The organism is Cellulomonas sp. JZ18 (assembly GCF_009720485.1).
Classification (GTDB): Bacteria; Actinomycetota; Actinomycetes; order Actinomycetales; family Cellulomonadaceae; genus Cellulomonas.
On record NZ_CP045245.1, the window covers coordinates 3,040,236 to 3,057,847 of the forward strand.

Below are 17,612 nucleotides of genomic sequence, written 5' to 3' on the forward strand. Positions count from 1 at the left end.
GGCGGTGACGCCGGTCTCCCCGCTCCCGCGGGGACGCGCTGCAGGCCGGCGCCGACGTCACCCGTCCGCCCGCGCCCAGTCCCACCACGAGGTGAGGTCGGCCCGCGCCGGCTCGAGCACGGCGACGTCCCCCACCCGCGGCAGCGCGTCGTCGTCCGCGCCGCGGTCGGCCGTCAGGGTCAGCACCGGCACCCGCACGAGCGGCAGCACCGCACCCGCGGCCACGAGGTCGCCCGACGTCGCCTCCACCAGCGCCGGCACCGCTGCCGGGTCGACCGTGCCGGCGAGGTTGTCGAGGGCGGCGTCGAGCGCCGGGTCCGCGTGCCCGCTCACGTTCGCCGCGCCGCCGCTGCGCCAGCGCGCGACCCACGACGCCACCGGCAGGTCCCCCTGCGTGACGGGGACGAGCGCGGCGTCCCACGCGTCCGGCTCGGCGCGCAGCGCCGGCACCGGGTCGTCGACGTCCGCGGGCACGACCTCGAAGCCCGCGTCGGCCGCGGCGTCCGTGAGCACCGCGGCAGCCGCGCCCCGCACCGGGTCGTCCGTCGCCGCGAGCAGCCGCACCGTGACGGGTGCGCCCTCCGGCGCCCCGTCGGCCGGCGGGAGCGCCGCGTCGACGTCGGCCGGCGGCGCGTCCGGGCCCACCTGGGCCGCGACGACGTCCGACGGCTCCGCGTCGGACCGCAGCGGCGCGACGGCCTCCGCCACCACCTCGCCCCGGGGCACCGCACCGACGAACGCGGCCCGCACCGCGGCCGCGGCGGCCGCCGGGTCCGACGCGCCCGCGTACGACGCCGGGTCGAACGGGCTGCCGGCACCCGCCCGCAGCACCAGCTGGAGCACCGCGTCACCGCCCGCGCGGGTGCGCACGTCGTCCGCGTCCTGCGCCGCCTCCAGGACGTCCGCCGTCGCGAGGGGTGCCGCGACGTCGAGATCCCCGTCCTCGAGCGCGTCGACCTGCGCGAGCGGGGCCAGGTCCGTGCGTACCCGCACCCGGTCCCAGCGCGCCGGGCGCGCGCCCGCGTAGGCGTCGTTGCGGACCACCTCGACACCGTCGTCCCCGACGCGGTCGAGCACGTACGGGCCGGTCGTCGTCGTCAGCGTGGGGTCCGCCGCCACGTCGGCCGCCGTGCCCGCCGCGCGCCACACGCGCGAGATCGCGAGCAGGGCCGCGCGGTCCTGCTGCTGCACGGCCGTGGTCACCGCGGCGGCCCAGGCGGCGGCCTCGGGGTCGTCGCCACCCGCCGGCGGTGCGGGCGTCGCGGACGAGGCGGCGGGACCGGGCGTCGACGTCGCGGTCGGGGACGCCGTCGCCGTCGCCGTCTCCGTCGCCGTCGCGCTCGCCCCCGCGGTGGCGGCGGGCGTCGCCTGCGCGCCCGGCAGCGCGGGCGCGGACGGGTCGAGCGCGAGGCGTCCCACGACGTGCGCGGGGAGGTTGACGTCGAGCGCGAGCTGCCAGTCCGCGACGGGCCGGTCGTAGACGACGGTCACGGTCGCACCGTCGACCACCGGTACGGCCGACGCGTGCGCGAGGACCGGCGACGTCGCGGCGAACGCGACGACGGCGTCCAGCGCCGCCGGGTCGGCGGGGCGGCCGTCGGCACCGAGCTCGGGGACCACCTCGTCGAGCTGCCCGCTGCGGGCGGCCCACTCGAGCAGCAGGTCGGCCGGGGTCACGGGGACGCCGTCCGACCACCGTGCCGTCGGCGCGATCGTGTAACGGACGGTGAGCGGCGCGTCGCCGACCTTCTCCACCGTCCCGAACGACGGGTCGGTGGAGACCGACCCGTCGGCCTCGAGCGTGACGAAGCCCGACTGGACGAGGCCGCGCACCAGGACGCTGCCGGGCGCCCGACCCGCGACCGTCCCCCCGTTGAGGGACGTGAACGGCAGGTCGGCCGCGACCACGACCGTGCCCGCACGCGCCGGGTCGGCCGCGTCCTGCGTGCAGCCCGCCGTCGCCAGCACCGCCGCCACCAGCCCCGCGACGACGTACGTCCCGCTCCCGCGCACCCGACCGGTCCCGTCCATCCGCACCGTCCTCCGCTTCGTGCCTCGACCCGACCGCACCTCGCCCCGGCCGGACCACCACCCGTCCGGCGGTCACCCGTCCGCCGCTCCACCCGTGCATCGGCCGGGACCGGCCCGGACTGAAGTGGCAGATCGGACGGATCCCGTCGGACCGTAGCGGACCGGGGCGAGCAGGACGCACGCGCACCGACGGCCGGACCGCGTCACGCGACGGGACGCGCGAGAGCCCGGTCCCGCCGTGCGGGACCGGGCTCTCGTCGCTGCGACGCGACGGCCGGATCAGATGCCCGGGCGCTGGATCCGCTCGTTGTCGATCTCGTCGACGCCGAGCGCGTCGGCGCGGCCGGCCTCCTCCGCCTGGCGCGCCTCCTCCGCGAGCAGCTCGGCGTGCTGCGCCTCGAGCAGGGCGTCACGGGCGATCCGCCGCTCGCGCTGCGCCTCGGGGTCGGGCACCGGCACGGCCGCGATGAGGCGCTGCGTGTACGGGTCCTGCGGCGCGTTGACGACCTGCGCGGCCGGGCCGACCTCGACGAGGCGGCCGTTGCGCATGACCGCGATGCGGTCGGACAGGATCTCCACGACCGCGAGGTCGTGGCTGATGAACAGGCACGCGAAGCCGTGCTCGCGCTGCAGCTCCTGGAACAGGTCGAGCACGGCCGCCTGCACGGACACGTCGAGCGCGGACGTCGGCTCGTCGGCGACGAGCAGGCGCGGCTCCAGCGCGAGCGACCGGGCGATGCCGACGCGCTGGCGCTGCCCGCCCGACAGCTCGTGCGGGTAGCGGTTGCGCATCGCGCGCGGCAGGTGCACCTGGTCGAGCAGGCGCTCGATCTCGCGCTGCAGCGCCTCGCCCTTGACGCCGCGGTGCAGCAGGAGCGGCTCGGCGATGGACTCGCCGATCGGCAGGCGCGGGTTCAGGGAGGAGCCCGGGTCCTGGAAGACGATGCCGACCTTCGTGCGCAGCGGCTTCAGGTCCTTCATGGTCGCGCCGACCATGTCGTGCCCGACGATCTTCAGCGAGCCGCCGGTCACCGGCAGCAGGCCCACCGCGGCGCGGCCGATCGTGGTCTTGCCCGACCCGGACTCGCCGACGAGGCCGACGACCTCGCCCTGACGGATCTCCAGCGAGACGCCGTCGACGGCCCGGAACGCGGGCGTGCGCCGCCGGCCCGGGTACTCGATGACCATGTCGCGCGCCTCGAGGACGAGCTCACGCTCGTCCACCGGGGTGGACGCGGGCGCGGGCTCGCTCACCCGGGCACGGGCGGGGACGTCGGACGCCGAGCGGCCGAGGTGCGGGACGGCGTCGAGCAGGCGCTGCGTGTACGCGTGCTGCGGGTTGCGGAACACCTCGAGCGCCGGGCCCTGGTCCACGACCCGCCCGTCCTTCATGACGATGATGTTGTCCGCCATGTCGGCGACGACGCCCATGTCGTGCGTGATGAGCACGATGCCCGCGTCGATGCGCTCGCGCAGGTCCCGCATGAGCTTGAGGATCTCCGCCTGCACGGTGACGTCGAGGGCCGTCGTCGGCTCGTCCGCGATGAGCAGCGTCGGGTCGCACGCGAGCGCCTGCGCGATCATCGCGCGCTGGCGCTGCCCGCCGGACAGCTGGTGCGGGTAGGAGTCGACCCGCTTCTCCGGGTTCGGGATGTCGACGAGGCGCAGCAGCTCGACCGCGCGCTCGCGCGCCTCGGTCGGGCCGATCTCGAAGTGCGCGCGCAGCGTCTCGATGATCTGGAACCCGATCGTGAACACCGGGTTCAGGGCCGTCATCGGCTCCTGGAAGATCATCGACACCTCGCGGCCGCGGATGCGGCGCAGGCGGTTGGCCGGCATGCCGACGAGCTCGCGGTCGCCCAGCAGGGCGGACCCGCGGGCGCGGCCGTTGGGCGGCAGCAGGCCGAGCAGGGCCATCGACGACTGCGTCTTGCCGGAGCCGGACTCACCGACGATCGCGAGCACCTCGCCCGGGCGCACGTCGTAGCTGACGTCGACGGCGGCCGGGTGCCAGCGCCCGTCGACGTAGAAGTCGACGTTCAGGTCGCGCACCGACAGCACGGGCGTCGTGGTCGGGGCGTGGTTCGTGTCGAGGGCCACCGTTCAGCGTCCTTCCTGCACGCGGTCCGCTGGCCCGGTCGGGGCGGCGGGGTGCGGGTCTGCGAGCATGGCGCCGTGGGTGCCACGCAGGAGTTCACATCGGGGTACGGACGAGGACTGACCGTCGCGGCGGCCGCGGCCGGCGCCGCGGCGCTCGTCGCGGTCGCGGCGCAGGACGGCGCCGTGGCGGCGCTGCGCGTGCTGCCGCTCGTCGCGCTCGTGGTGCTCGTCGTGTGGGCGCTGTTCTGGCGCCCGGGGGTCGAGGTCGCGGACGGCGAGGTCGTCGTGCGCAACGTGCTGAGCACCGTGCACGTGCCCTGGCCGACCTACCGCGGCGTCACCCGCGGCTGGTCCCTCGTGCTGCACACGACCGACGGCGACGTGCAGGTCTTCGCCGCACCGCGTTCCAGCGCCACGGCGCAGTGGGTGCGCCGGGGCCGGGACGACGACGGGGTGCGTCCGGTGCCCGCCGACGGCCGCCCGGTCCGCTCGCTGCACGCGACGGCCGAGAGCGTCGGCGACGCCGTCGAGGCCCGGCACGACGCGCTGGTGCGCGCCGGGCACCTCGACGGGGCGGAGCGGCTGCGCACCGAGCACGGCCTGCGCCCGGTGCGTCGGGTGCACGTGGCCGGCATCGCCACGGCGGTGGCCCTCGCGGCCGCCGCCGTGGCGGTGCTCGTCACCGCGTGAGCGGTCGCGCGTGCAGGTCACGCGCCGCCGCCCGTGCCGGCGTTCCGGCCGTCGAGGTCGGGGCGCACCGTGCTGACGCGCCCGCGCTCGGCGGTGCCGTCGGCCGCCATCGCCTTGGCCATCTTGCGCTCGGACGGGATCCGCTTCTGCCGCGGGTCGAACGCGTCGCGCAGGCCGTCGCCGATGAAGTTGACGCTCAGCGCGATGAGCACGATGAACAGGCCCGGCCACCAGAACAGCCACGGCCGCGTCGAGAACGCCTGCTGGTACAGGCTGATGAGCTGACCGAGCGAGATCTCGGGCGGCACGATGCCGAAGCCCAGGTAGGACAGCGCGGTCTCGAGCAGGATGGCCGAGCTCATGAGCAGCGTGACCGCCACGATGAGCGTGCCGATCGCGTTCGGCAGGATGTGCTTGAAGATGATCCGCAGGTTGCTCGCGCCAGCGACGCGGGCGGCGTCGACGAACTCGCGCTCGCGCAGCGAGAGGAACTCGCCGCGCACGAGCCGGGCCAGCGTCGTCCACAGGATCAGCCCGAGCGCCACGGCGAAGACCACGCCGCTGACCGTGCCGGCCATCTTGCCGACCACGGCGCCGATGACGATCGTCGGCACCGTGATGACCAGGTCGGTCGCCCGCATGAGCAGGGTGTCGGCGCGGCCGCGGAAGAACCCGGCCGCGGCCCCGACGAGCACACCGATCACGGCGGCGACGACACCGATGACCACCATGACCATGAGCGACGTCTGCACGCCGGCCATGACGCGCGCGAACATGTCGCGCCCGAGCTCGTCCTGGCCGAACGGGTGCGAGCCGATCGCGAAGCCGTCGCCGCCCAGCCACGTGGGCAGCGACAGCGTCGGGGCGCCGCCCGCGTTGACGACGGAGCCGGTCTGGTAGGGCGTGTAGGACCACCAGCCGGGGATCGGCCCGACGCCGACGGAGGTGAACGCCAGCAGCGTGGTGAGGGCGAGGACGGCGAGACCCGCCATCGCGCCGCGGTGGCGGAAGAACCGCCGGCGGACGATCTGCCCCTGGGAGAGGCCGGCGACCTCCTGCAGCTCGATCGCGTTCTCGAGCCGCTCCTCGGGCTCGCCGGTGGGCTGGGGTGTGGTGGGGGTGCTCATGCGTCCAACCGGATCCGGGGGTCGATCGCCGCGTAGACGATGTCCGCGACGATGTTGGCGATGATGGCGAGGGTCGCGACGACGATCAGGTACGCCATGACCGGTGCCTGCTCGGCGTCCATCAGGGACCGCACGAACAGCTGGCCCATGCCGGGACGTGCGAACACGTTCTCCGTGATGACCGCGCCGCCCAGCAGCGTGATGACGTCGATGGGCACGATGGTCGCCAGCGGGATGAGCGCGTTGCGGAACCCGTGGCGGACCACGACGAGCCGCTCCGGCAGGCCCTTGGCGCGCGCCGTGCGGATGTAGTCCTGGTTCAGCACCTCGAGCATGCTCGAGCGCGAGTACCGGGTGTACGACGCGAACGCGATCAGCACGAGCGTGGCCGTCGGCAGGACGAGGTGCGTGTAGGAGTCGAGCACCTGCACCCAGTAGTTGCCGCCGAGGTTCGGCGTGCGGTCGCCGAACGTCGGGATCGGGCGGCCGCTCAGCGCCTGGAAGTACGGCCCCCAGACCTGCATGACCTGGTCGATGAAGATCAGCGTGCCCATGACGAGCGCCACGGCCGCGCCGGTGCGGGCCGACGTGCGCCAGTCCGGGCCACCGAACAGGCGTCCGACGAGGTACCCGACGCCCACCGTCAGGAGCGCGAGGCCCGCGATGAGCAGGTGGGACTCGTCGATCGAGTCGAACACGACCTGCATCGGGAAGTAGAGGACGACACCGAGGACGACCACCGTCAGACCCGTGTAGAGCGCGCGACGGTTGTGCAGGCCCGCGAACACGCCGGCGACCGCGAAGGCCGTGCCGGCGCCGAGCAGCGCGAGCAGCACGGGGCCGATCTGCGGGCGGTCCCACCAGCCGGTGAGCTGGATGTACGCGAACAGCGCGACGTTGGCGGCCGCGGCGATCGCGAAGACCTGCACGCGGCGGCGCGCGGAGCCGCCGACGGCGAGCGACCACAGCAGGCCCACCACGAGCGACAGCGCGACGACCACGCCCCAGCCGATGACCGGGTCGCGCAGGAAGTCGTTGAAGCCGATCGCGCCCCACTGCTTGAGCAGCACCGCGACCCAGAACGAGGGCAGCGAGTAGAGCAGGAACGACAGGAAGATGATCACGTAGTCGAACGCGCTGTACTGGCGCAGCGCCGACACGATGCCGACGGTGACGCCGACGAGCAGCGAGAGGACCGTCGCGGCGGCGACGAGCTCGAGCGTCGAGCCGATGGCGCGGGTGAGCAGGCCGCTCACGTCCTGGCCGGAGCGCCAGGCCTCGCCCAGGTCGCCCGTCACGACGTCACCGATCCACCAGAAGAAGCGGATCACGACGTTGGTGTCGAGGTTCAGCTCGGCCGTGCGCTGCGCGATGAGCTGCTCCTTGTTGGGAGCAGTGCTCTCGACGAGGTCGGCCAGGGGGTCGATGGCCGCGTCGACCAGGATGTACATGATGAAGAGCGCCACGAAGAGCGTGACGACTCCCGCCGCGAGGCGGCGCAGGAGGAAGTTGAGCACGGAGGGCTACCTCGCAGGGACGGGAAGCCGGTCGTCGGGGATCGTATCCCGCCGGCCTCCGCTTGAGGTGGTGGAGGACATCACGAGGGGGCAGCGTACGCGCACGACGGAGGGCGCCGTGGGCGGACCCTCGGCGCCCTCCGTCGTGCGTGCACGGTGCCGGGTCCCCGGCGCGCGGTGAGCGCGCCGGGGACCCGAGGACTCACTCGCCCGCGTCCTGGGTGGCCGCGTCGCCCGCGGACCACTCCCAGAAGCCGTAGAAGATCGTCGGCGCGATGCCGAGCTTCTGCACGTTGGTGATCTTCTCCGGGTTGTACGCGGTGATGCCCGGGTGCTGGTAGATCGTCACGCCGAAGGCGTCGTCCACCAGGTGCTTCTCGACCTCACCCAGGATGCGCTCCTGCTCGGCGGGGTCGGTCTCCGTCTGGAGCTCGTCGAACAGCGCGTCGACCTCGGGGTTCGAGTAGCCGAAGTAGTTGTTCGTCGCAGCCGTGCGGTAGTTGGCGTCCGGCTCGGTGACGGCGGTCGAGGTGGACTGCCAGCCGAACAGGGCCGCGTCGTAGAACGTCGTCGCGTTCGACAGGTCCGTGCCCCAGTCGGTCTGGACCGTGTAGGGGACGACGTCGAAGCCGGCCTCGGCCGCCGAGCCCTTGATGAGCTCGAAGGTGTTCTGGCGGCGCGTGTTGTTCGGGTCGAACAGCATGCGGACCTGCACCGGCGTCGTGACGCCGGCCTGCTGCAGCAGCGCCTGGGCGCCCGCGATGTCGACCTCGCCGTACTGGTCGGCCTGGCCGTTCGCCTCGACGATGCCGTCGTACATCGGCGAGCCGGGGACCTGCGTGAACGAGTTGCGCACCTCGGCGTCCGGGTTCAGCGGCTTGATGAGGTTCTCGACGATCTGCTCGCGCGGGATCGTCTTGAGGAACGCCTGGCGGATCGCCTTGGCCTTCTCGGCGTCACCGCCGTAGGTGGCGGGGTCGAACGGGCCGCCGTTGCCCTGCTGCAGGTCGACGTGCTCGTACGTGCCCTCGACGTTGGTCTCGACCTCGAGACCGTCGATGGCCTCGAGCGCCGTCAGGACGTCGGCCGTGGACTGCGGGCTGATGAGGTCGACCTCACCGTTCTGCAGCGCCTGGACCTGGGCCATCGGGTCGCCGTTGTAGCGGACCGTCACCTGCTCGAAGACCGGGGTCTTGTCACCCTCGTAGTTCTCGTTCGCGGTGAGCGTGAGGTACTGCTCCTCGACGAACTCCGTGATCGTGTACGGGCCCGAGGTGACCAGCAGGTCCTCGTCCTCGGGGAGCGAGGCGAAGTTCCAGTCGTCGCTCCAGACCTTCGAGATCTTCGAGAGCGCCGCGGTGTCGTTGTCCTGGATCGCCGTGACGAGGGCCTCGGTGGCCTCCTCCGGGTCCTCGATGCCGAGGGCACGCTGCGCGACGATGTGCGCGGGGAGGTTGTTGTCGATCGCCGTCTCCCAGTCCGCGAAGGGCTTGGAGTAGACGAGCGTGATCGAGTTGTCCTCGATCTCCGGCGTCTCGGTGATGAGGGCGACGGCCGGGTTGGCGGCGTCGAAGTAGACGCCGGCGGTGACGGCCTCCTCGTTGGTGACCTCACCCTCCTCGTTCGTCTCCGGCGCGACCGTGTTGAACTTGCCGCTCTGGGCAGCCCACTCGAGCAGGAGGTCCGCGGGACCGGCCTGGACGCCGTCCGACCACTTCGCCGTGTCGGCGTAGGTGTACTTGATCGTCAGCGGGTCGTCCGAGACCTTCTCGTACGTGCCGAACGACTCGTCCTGGACCAGCTCGAGGTCGAGGTTGTAGTCGTTGAAGCGCGAGTTGGCCATGTACGTGATGATGTTGTTGGCCGTCGCGTTGCCCGTGATGCTCTCGCCGTTGAACGAGGACATCGGCTGGTTCCAGGCGATGTTGACCGCGGTGTTCGTGTTGATGCCCGCGTTGTCGTCGCCGCCGCCGCTGCCGCCGTCCGAGCCGGAGCAGGCCGCGAGTGCGAGGACGCTCACCGAAGCGACCGACGCGAGCGCGGCCTTGCGTGTGATCCTCAATGTTCCTCCTGTGACGTGGTGGGCGTGGCCCTGCACGGGTCCCCCGGCGCGTCGCACGGAGGGTCCCGTGGGCGTACACGCCCGCCGGGAATTGCGCCAACGCTAGCCCCGCCCCAACGGACAAACCGGGCACGGACAGGTGACCAGATCGATCGTTACCTGATTGATACTGGTGAGTACCGTCCATCATACGAGACGACTGCAAGCGAAACAGCCGCGTAACACGGCTGACACCTACCACGGACGTGTGCCGTGCGCCACACGGGCGCGCGAGGACGGCCCCCGCGCGCAGGCCGGCGAGCATCCGGCGGTGGACCACCGTGCCTGCCGCCCCCTCGGCGGCGCGGGACGCGGTCCCTCGAGGGCTCCGCCTCGGGCCGGGGTCGCTGCTGCTGGGCCACGGCTGCCGCGTCCACCGGCGGACGGGAGAGCCCGGGCTCAGACGTTGAAGCGGAACTCCACGACGTCGCCGTCGGCCATGACGTAGTCCTTGCCCTCGATGCGCGCCTTGCCGGCCGCGCGGGCGGCGGCCACCGACCCTGCCTCGACGAGGTCGTCGAACGAGACGACCTCCGCCTTGATGAAGCCCTTCTGGAAGTCGGTGTGGATCACGCCGGCCGCCTGCGGCGCGGTCCAGCCGCGCCGGATCGTCCAGGCGCGCGACTCCTTCGGGCCCGCCGTCAGGTACGTCTGCAGGCCGAGGGTGTGGAAGCCGACGCGGGCGAGCTGGTCGAGGCCCGCCTCCTCCTGGCCGTTCGCCTCGAGCATCTCGCGGGCCTCGTCCGGCTCCAGCTCGACGAGCTCCGACTCGAACTTCGCGTCGAGGAACACGGCGTCGGCCGGGGCGACGTGCGCGCGCAGGTCGTCCTGCATCGCGGTGTCCGCGAGGCCGGCGTCGTCGGTGTTGAAGACGTAGATGAACGGCTTCGTCGTCATCAGCTGGAAGGACGCCAGGTCCGCGAGGTCCAGGCCGGCCGCCGCCGCACCCTGGAACAGGGTGGTGCCCTGCTCGAGCACCGCGAGCGCCTTCTGCGCCGCGGCGAGCTCCGCGGCGTCCGCCTTCTTCGCCCGCACCTCCTTCTCCAGGCGCGGCACCGCCTTCTCCAGCGTCTGCAGGTCCGCGAGGACGAGCTCGGTGTGGATCGTCTCGATGTCGTCCTTCGGCGAGACGCGGCCGTCGACGTGCACGACGTCGGGGTCGGCGAACGCGCGCGTCACGACGCAGATGGCGTCGGCCTCGCGGATGTTGGCGAGGAACTTGTTGCCCAGGCCCTCGCCCTCGCTCGCGCCGCGCACGATGCCGGCGATGTCGACGAACGACACCGTGGCGGGCAGGACCCGCTCGGACCCGAAGATCTCCGCGAGCCGGTCCAGGCGCGGGTCCGGCAGCGGGACCACGCCGACGTTGGGCTCGATCGTCGCGAAGGGGTAGTTCGCCGCGAGGACCTGCGCGCGCGTCAGCGCGTTGAAGAGGGTGGACTTGCCGACGTTGGGCAGTCCGACGATGCCGATGGTGAGCGCCACGGGGTTCCACTCTACGCGGGGCGCGCGCCCCGCCCAGCCCGGGCACCGCCGGTGGCCGTGCCGGGCCGGGTCAGGAGCGCGTCAGGGGAAGGAGCGCATGCGCGCGAGCAGGTCGGGAGCGCGGCGGTCGAGCTGCCGCCCGCCCAGCACGACGCCGCCGACGAGCAGCGCGGCACCGAGCAGCAGGCCCACCGCGAACGCCGTCCAGCCCAGCACCGCCGACCCCTGCACGATCGCGAGCACCGCGAGCACGATCGCCGGCAGCGTGAGCACGAACACCGCCGTGCCGCCGACGAGCTGCGACGTGAACGCGACCGCGCTCGTCCCCTGCTTGGTCGAGAACGGGTTCTCCCCCGGCTGCTGCACGGGGTAGACGACCATCGCGGAGACCACGGACGCCGCCCCCAGGGCTGTCAGCAGCAGACCGAGCCCGGCGCCGAGCAGCGCGGGCAGGTGCTCGAGGGCGTCCGCCCACGCGGCCGTGCCCACCGTGACCACCACCGTCGCGAGCACCCCCAGGACGCCGGCCACCACGACGCGGCCGCGGCGGTCGACCGCGCCCCGCACGGGTGCGGCGACGTGCGTCCAGAACGCGGTGCCGTCGTACGCGACGTCGGCCGAGACGCTCCAGCCCACGAGCATGCCCGTGAGCGGTCCCGCCGCCAGCACGACGTCCCCCGCACCGGAGACGACCATGACCAGCGGCACGACCGGCACGATCGCCACGGCCATGGCGTACCGGGGGTCGCGCACCCAGTACGTCGCGGCCCGCGCCGCGATCGCCCCCGCCGGTGTGGCGGGGAAGCGGGCGAACCAGCCCAGCCCGCGGGCCTTCACCTCGTGCGACGCCGAGACGGGCTCCACGAGCGTGCGCGTGAGCGCGCGGTCCCACACCAGGTAGGCGACGGCGACGGTCGCGAGGGCGACGAGCAGGCGCAGCGCCGCGGCGCCGGCGTCACCGGCGGCCACGGCCGGGGCCACCGCCCAGCCCGCCCCGAGGGGCGTCCACGCCAGCACGTCGACGACGCGTGCGAGCCCACCCGCGCCGAGCGCCGCCACGCCGTCCGTGAGGCCGCCGACGATCGGGCCGGTCATCGCGAGCAGGAGCACCGCGAGGACGGCGACGAGCTCGCGGACGCGGCGGCGACCGACGACCCCGGCGAAGGCGGCCGTGCTCGCACGTGCCCCCACGAGGCAGGCCGCGAGGGCGAGCGCGGCACCGACCAGACCCGCCGGCACCGCGAGCGGCTCGCGCCACCACGTGCCGGCGGTGCCGAGGGCGAGCAGGGCCGTCACCGCGCCGGGGACGCCGATCAGCCCGGCGAGCGTGAGCCCCACGAGCAGGTCCCGGCGGGGGACGCCGAACGTGACGAACCGGCGGGGGTCGAGCGTGGCGTCGACGCCGAACGCGACGAGGGGGACGACCCACCAGCCCAGGACCACCGCGGACCCGAGCAGCACGAGCACCGTCTCCCGCAGCGCCGCGTCCTGGAACGACAGGGCCACGAGACCGGCCGCCGCGAGCACCAGGACGCCGAGCCCGTACAGCGCCCCGACGAGCAGACCCACGAGCTGCCACGCGCTGCGGCGCAGCCCGTTGCGCAGCAGCGCGAGCTTCAGACCGACGAGGTGCCCAACCACTCCAGCCCCTCCCCGTGACGCGACCGCCGACGAGCTCGACGAACCTCTCCTCCAGCGAGCGCCCCGCGCGCACCTCGTCCACGGTGCCGGCGGCCAGCACGTGCCCGCCCGCGATCACCGCGACGTGGTCGCACATGCGCTGGACCAGGTCCATGACGTGCGACGAGACGACGACCGTGCCGCCGCCCGCGACGTAGCGCGCGAGGATCTCGCGGATGTTGGCCGCGGAGACGGGGTCGACCGCCTCGAACGGCTCGTCGAGCACGAGCAGGCGCGGCGCGTGCACGAGCGCGCACGCGAGGGCGACCTTCTTGGTCATGCCCGCCGAGTAGTCGACGACGAGCGTGCTCGCGTCGGCGGTGAGGTCCATGGCCGCGAGCAGGTCGCGCGTGCGTGCCTCGACGGTGGGCCGGTCGAGCCCCTGGAGCAGGCCCGCGTACGTGATGAGCTGCGCGCCCGTGAGGCGGTCGAACAGGCGGACGCCGTCGGGCAGCACGCCGAGCGCGCGCTTGACCTCGACCGGGTGGGCCCACAGGTCGACGCCCTGCACGAGCACCGTGCCGTAGTCGGGGCGCAGCAGACCGGTGGCCATGGACAGCGTCGTCGTCTTGCCGGCGCCGTTCGGCCCGACGAGCCCGTAGAAGGAGCCCGCCGGGATCGCGAGGTCGACGCCGGCGACCGCGATCTTGTCGCCGAAGCGCCGCCAGAGCCCGCGCAGCTCCAGCGCGGGCGCCGACGGCACGGGGCCGGCGCCGGGGAGCCGGCGGGGGCCGTGGCGGTCGGCACGGCGACGGGGGGCGCGGCCGGGAGCTGCTGGGGCTGAGGCTGCGGGGACGGGCTCGGCGGGTGCTCTGAGACCATCCGGCCAGCATAGGTGCAGGTCCTGACGCCCTCGCCACGCCGCGACCCGCCCGTGGCGAGCGCACTCGTGCGCCGGGGGTCGCGCGCGGCGTCGGCGCGGGGCGTTGTCGGTGCCCGCTGGCAGGCTGCCGGACCATGGTGCAGATGTCCGTCGCGACGCTCGTCCTCACGCTGCTCGCCGGCGTCCTCGTCGGCGCGCTGCTCGGCGGCGGGTCCGCCTGGGTCGCCGCCGGTGCGCGTGCCGCCCGGGCGGCGGAGCGCCGCGTGCGCGCCGCGGAGCTGGAGGCGACCCGCGCGCGCTCCCTGCTCGAGGCGCGCGGGGACGGCGACGACGAGCGCTTCCGCGCGCTGGCGGCGGACGCGCTGAGCGCGACGAGCGAGCAGTTCCTCGCCCTCGCGCACCAGCGCATGGCGGCCGAGCACCAGACCAGCGCGGCGGAGCTGGCGCGGCGCGAGGAGTCCGTGCGGACGATGGTCGAGCCGATCGCGCGCACGCTGGAGCAGGTGCGCGGGGAGCTGGCCTCCGCGCAGCGGGCGCGCGCCGCCGGCGAGGCGGCGCTCGGCGAGCAGGTGCGCGCGATGCGGGAGGCGTCCGAGCACCTGCGGGGCCAGACCGCCCAGCTCGTCACCGCGCTGCGGTCCTCGCACGTGCGTGGCCGCTGGGGCGAGGTGCAGCTGCGGCGCGTGGTGGAGGCGGCGGGGATGCTCGCGCACGTCGACTTCGTCGAGCAGGCGTCGGTCCGCACGGACGACGGCGTGCTGCGACCGGACATGGTGGTGCGGCTCGCGGGCGGCAAGAACGTCGTGGTCGACGCGAAGGTCGCGTTCCTCGGCTTCCTCGAGGCCAGCGAGGCGAGCGACGAGCGCGTGCGCGCCGAGCGCATGGCGGCGCACGCCCGGCACGTGCGTGCGCACGTGGACGCGCTCGCCGCCAAGCGGTACTGGGACCAGTTCGCGCCCGCGCCCGAGTTCGTCGTCATGTTCGTGCCCGCCGAGTCGTTCCTGCACGCGGCCGTCGAGCAGGACCCCGGGCTGGTCGAGCACGCGTTCGAGCGCAACGTCGTGCTCGCGACGCCGACGACGCTGCTCGCGCTCCTGCGCACGGTCGCCTACGCCTGGAAGCAGGACGCCCTGGCCGCGAACGCCCAGCAGGTCCTCACCCTCGGCAAGGAGCTGCACGGGCGGCTCGCGACGCTCGGCGGGCACCTGACACGGCTCGGCCGGGCGATCGACTCCGCCGCGGGGGCCTACAACCAGACCGTCGCGTCGCTCGAGACCCGGGTGCTGGTCAGCGCGCGCCGGTTCGCGGACCTGCACGTGGTCGACGCCGACCTGCCGACCCCTCCCCCCGCCGACCCGCGCCTGGCGACCGTCAGCGCGCCCGAGCTCGTCGCGTTCTCCACGGCCCAGGCGGTCGTGCTCGACGAGCGCACGGGCCACACCGACCCGGTGGAGGAGCAGGCGCGCAGCGGCGCGCGGTGACGGGCGGAGCCGGTCAGACGGGCTGGACGTCCAGCGCCCGCCGGCCCTCGCGGCGGGGGCGCGGGTCGCCGTTGCCGGCGGCCTTGAGGTCGGCGCGCAGCTCGCGGGGCAGCGAGAACATGAGGTCCTCGGTGGCCGTGCGCACCTCCTCGACGTCGCCGAAGCCCAGCTCGGCGAGACGGGCCAGCACCTGGTCGACGAGGACCTCGGGCACCGACGCGCCCGACGTCACGCCGACCGTCGTCGCGCCCTCGAACCAGGCCGGGTCGATCTCGGCGGCGCCGTCGATGCGGTACGAGGAGCGGGCGCCCGCGTCGAGCGCGACCTCGACCAGGCGCACCGAGTTCGAGGAGTTGGCCGAGCCGACGGTGAGCACGACGTCGCACTCGGGCGCCAGCTTCTTCACCGCGACCTGGCGGTTCTGCGTCGCGTAGCAGATGTCGTCGCTCGGCGGGTCCTGCAGGTGCGGGAACCGCTCGCGCAGGCGGCGCACGGTCTCCATGGTCTCGTCGACCGACAGCGTCGTCTGCGAGATCCAGACCACGCGCTCCGGGTCGCGCACCACGACGTCGTCGACCGCGTCGGGCGAGTTGACCACCTGGATGTGCTCCGGTGCCTCGCCCTGCGTGCCCTCGACCTCCTCGTGGCCGTCGTGGCCGATGAGGAGGATGTCGTAGTCGTCCGCCGCGAACCGCACGGCCTCCTTGTGCACCTTCGTCACGAGGGGGCACGTGGCGTCGATCGTCAGCAGGTTGCGCGCCGCGGCGGACTCGCGGACCGCCGGCGAGACGCCGTGCGCCGAGAACACGACGCGCGCCCCTCCGGCACCTGGTCCGTCTCGTCGACGAAGACGGCGCCGCGCGCCGCGAGCGTCTCGACGACGTGCTTGTTGTGCACGATCTCCTTGCGGACGTACACGGGGGCGCCGTAGTGGTCGAGCGCCTTCTCGACGGCGACGACCGCACGGTCGACGCCGGCGCAGTAGCCGCGGGGCGCGGCGAGCAGCACACGCCGGCGCACGTCGGTCCGGTCGGTCGCGAGGGAGGTCACCGCGCCAGTCTAGGTCGCGCGGGGGCCGCACTCCCGGGCACGTGGTGGGCGCCACGTGGTGATCCTGTGCGGACGGACGCCCCCCGGGCACGGCCGTGCACGGCGGCGTCGGTGCCGTGCGGCAGGCTGGGGACGTGGACGTCGACAGCATGCGGGGCAGCGCCGTGGGTGGTGGGCCCGCGCCGGACGAGGGGGCACCCGCGCCCGAGCGCCTGCCGCTGCCCCTCAAGGCGGCCGAGACGACGCCGGAGCGGCCGTGGCCGGTGCGCCACCTCGCCCCCAAGGTCGCCGAGTACGTCGCGCGGATGCCGCCCGTGTGGGTCGAGGGGCAGGTGCTCAACCTGCGCCGCTGGAACTCGCTGCTCTTCCTCACGCTGCGCGACACCGACCTGGACATGTCCCTGTCCGTGACGCTGCCCGCGGTCGCCGCGATGTCGCTCGGCGACCGCTTCCACGACGGTGCGCACGTCGTCGTGCACGCCAGGCCGCAGTTCCAGCCGAAGAAGGGCTCGCTCGGGTTCGCCGCGGACCGCGTGCGGCTCGTGGGGCTGGGCGAGCTGCTCGCGCGCATCGAGCACCTCAAGGGCGTGCTCGCGGCCGAGGGCCTGTTCGACGCGTTCCGCAAGCGGCCGCTGCCGTTCCTGCCCGGCGTGATCGGGCTCGTCTGCGCCCAGCAGGGCGACGCGGAGCACGACGTGGTGTCGAACGCACGGGCCCGCTGGCCCGCCGTGCAGTTCGAGGTCCGGCGCGTCACCGTGCAGGGCCCGTCCGCGGTCCCGGAGGTCACGGCCGCGATCGCGGAGCTCGACGCCGACCCGCGCGTGGACGTCGTCGTGGTGGCGCGCGGCGGGGGGTCCTTCGAGGACCTGCTGCCCTTCAGCAACGAGACGCTCGTGCGGGCCGCCGCCGCCTGCCGGACGCCGCTCGTGAGCGCGATCGGCCACCACATGGACTCGCCCCTGCTCGACCTCGTCGCGGACCTGCGCGCCTCGACGCCCACGGACGCCGCGAAGCGCGTCGTGCCGGACGTGACCGAGGAGCGGGCCCGGCTGGCGCAGACGCGCGCCCGTGGGCAGGCGGCGCTGCAGCACCGGCTGGCCCGCGAGGAGCACCACCTGGCCCAGCTGCGCTCGCGCCCGGTGCTGGCGCAGCCGTGGACGCTCGTCGACCCGCACGAGGTACGGCTGCACCGTGCCGTCGACCGGGGGCGCACCCTCCTCGACGCCTCGCTCGCCCGGGCGGCCGGCGAGGTCGGGCGCCTCGCCGCCCAGGTGCGCGCGCTGTCGCCCGCCGCGACGCTCGAGCGCGGGTACGCCGTGGTGCAGCGTGCCGACGGCGCCGTCGTGCGGCACCCGCAGGACGTCGCGCAGGGGGACGCGCTGCGCGTGCGCCTGGCGGAGGGCGAGATCGGCGCGACGGTCGGCGACGGCGGCCCGGCGGGCGCGTCGACCTGACGAGGCCCGCGGCGTCCCCCGCGGCCGGCCGTCGCGGTCGGGACGTGCCGTGCTCCCGTCCCCCGGACACCCC

General features: G+C 74.3%; 10 protein-coding genes and 2 pseudogenes. 3 read left to right on the forward strand and 9 right to left on the reverse strand.

Annotated elements, in window-relative coordinates:
- Window positions 1-57: 57 nt before the first annotated feature.
- Together GC089_RS13770 and GC089_RS13775 are read right to left on the reverse strand one after the other, a co-directional pair.
- The gene (locus tag GC089_RS13770; protein ID WP_155378134.1) at window positions 58-2,031 is read right to left on the reverse strand and encodes an ABC transporter substrate-binding protein; all 1,974 of its coding nucleotides are present in this window, start codon (window positions 2,029-2,031) and stop codon (window positions 58-60) included.
- A 279-nt stretch (window positions 2,032-2,310) separates the two neighbouring features.
- Window positions 2,311-4,131 carry an ABC transporter ATP-binding protein gene (locus GC089_RS13775; RefSeq protein WP_155378135.1) on the reverse strand — a complete coding sequence of 607 codons (1,821 nt, stop codon included), beginning with the start codon at window positions 4,129-4,131 and terminating at the stop codon, window positions 2,311-2,313.
- Between the two features lie 75 nt (window positions 4,132-4,206).
- Between GC089_RS13775 and GC089_RS13780 the strand changes: the two genes are divergently transcribed.
- Complete coding sequence (locus GC089_RS13780) at window positions 4,207-4,821, forward strand: hypothetical protein (RefSeq protein WP_155378136.1); 615 nt, start codon at window positions 4,207-4,209, stop codon at window positions 4,819-4,821.
- A gap of 17 nt (window positions 4,822-4,838) precedes the next feature.
- On the opposite strand, the gene GC089_RS13785 is transcribed toward GC089_RS13780, so the two are convergent.
- From GC089_RS13785 to GC089_RS13810, 6 genes and pseudogenes are all read right to left on the reverse strand, one after another.
- Window positions 4,839-5,948: an ABC transporter permease gene (locus GC089_RS13785; protein WP_155378137.1), complete on the reverse strand. Its 1,110-nt coding sequence runs from the start codon at window positions 5,946-5,948 to the stop codon at window positions 4,839-4,841.
- Window positions 5,945-7,465: an ABC transporter permease gene (locus GC089_RS13790; protein WP_155378138.1), complete on the reverse strand. Its 1,521-nt coding sequence runs from the start codon at window positions 7,463-7,465 to the stop codon at window positions 5,945-5,947. The genes GC089_RS13785 and GC089_RS13790 overlap by 4 nt, the downstream gene beginning before the upstream one ends.
- Window positions 7,466-7,667: 202 nt before the next feature.
- Window positions 7,668-9,485, reverse strand: a complete 1,818-nt coding sequence (locus tag GC089_RS13795) for an ABC transporter family substrate-binding protein (protein WP_230684817.1) — start codon at window positions 9,483-9,485, stop codon at window positions 7,668-7,670.
- 480 nt (window positions 9,486-9,965) lie between these two features.
- Complete coding sequence (gene ychF, locus GC089_RS13800) at window positions 9,966-11,051, reverse strand: redox-regulated ATPase YchF (RefSeq protein WP_155378140.1); 1,086 nt, start codon at window positions 11,049-11,051, stop codon at window positions 9,966-9,968.
- An 81-nt stretch (window positions 11,052-11,132) separates the two neighbouring features.
- Window positions 11,133-12,692, reverse strand: coding sequence for a hypothetical protein (locus GC089_RS13805; protein WP_155378141.1), 1,560 nt, complete (start codon window positions 12,690-12,692; stop codon window positions 11,133-11,135).
- Window positions 12,668-13,434: pseudogene (locus tag GC089_RS13810) on the reverse strand (ABC transporter ATP-binding protein). Before GC089_RS13810 ends, GC089_RS13805 begins: the two are co-directional and overlap by 25 nt.
- Window positions 13,435-13,688: 254 nt before the next feature.
- On the opposite strand from GC089_RS13810, the gene GC089_RS13815 reads away from it, so the two are divergent.
- Window positions 13,689-15,035, forward strand: coding sequence for a DNA recombination protein RmuC (locus GC089_RS13815; RefSeq protein WP_230684818.1), 1,347 nt, complete (start codon window positions 13,689-13,691; stop codon window positions 15,033-15,035).
- Window positions 15,036-15,048: 13 nt separating this feature from the next.
- Here GC089_RS13815 and GC089_RS13820 read toward each other — a convergent pair.
- A pseudogene (locus GC089_RS13820) lies at window positions 15,049-16,085 on the reverse strand (4-hydroxy-3-methylbut-2-enyl diphosphate reductase).
- A 149-nt stretch (window positions 16,086-16,234) separates the two neighbouring features.
- Between GC089_RS13820 and xseA the strand changes: the two are divergent.
- Window positions 16,235-17,539, forward strand: coding sequence for an exodeoxyribonuclease VII large subunit (xseA, locus tag GC089_RS13825; RefSeq protein ID WP_155379239.1), 1,305 nt, complete (start codon window positions 16,235-16,237; stop codon window positions 17,537-17,539).
- Window positions 17,540-17,612 lie beyond the last annotated feature (73 nt).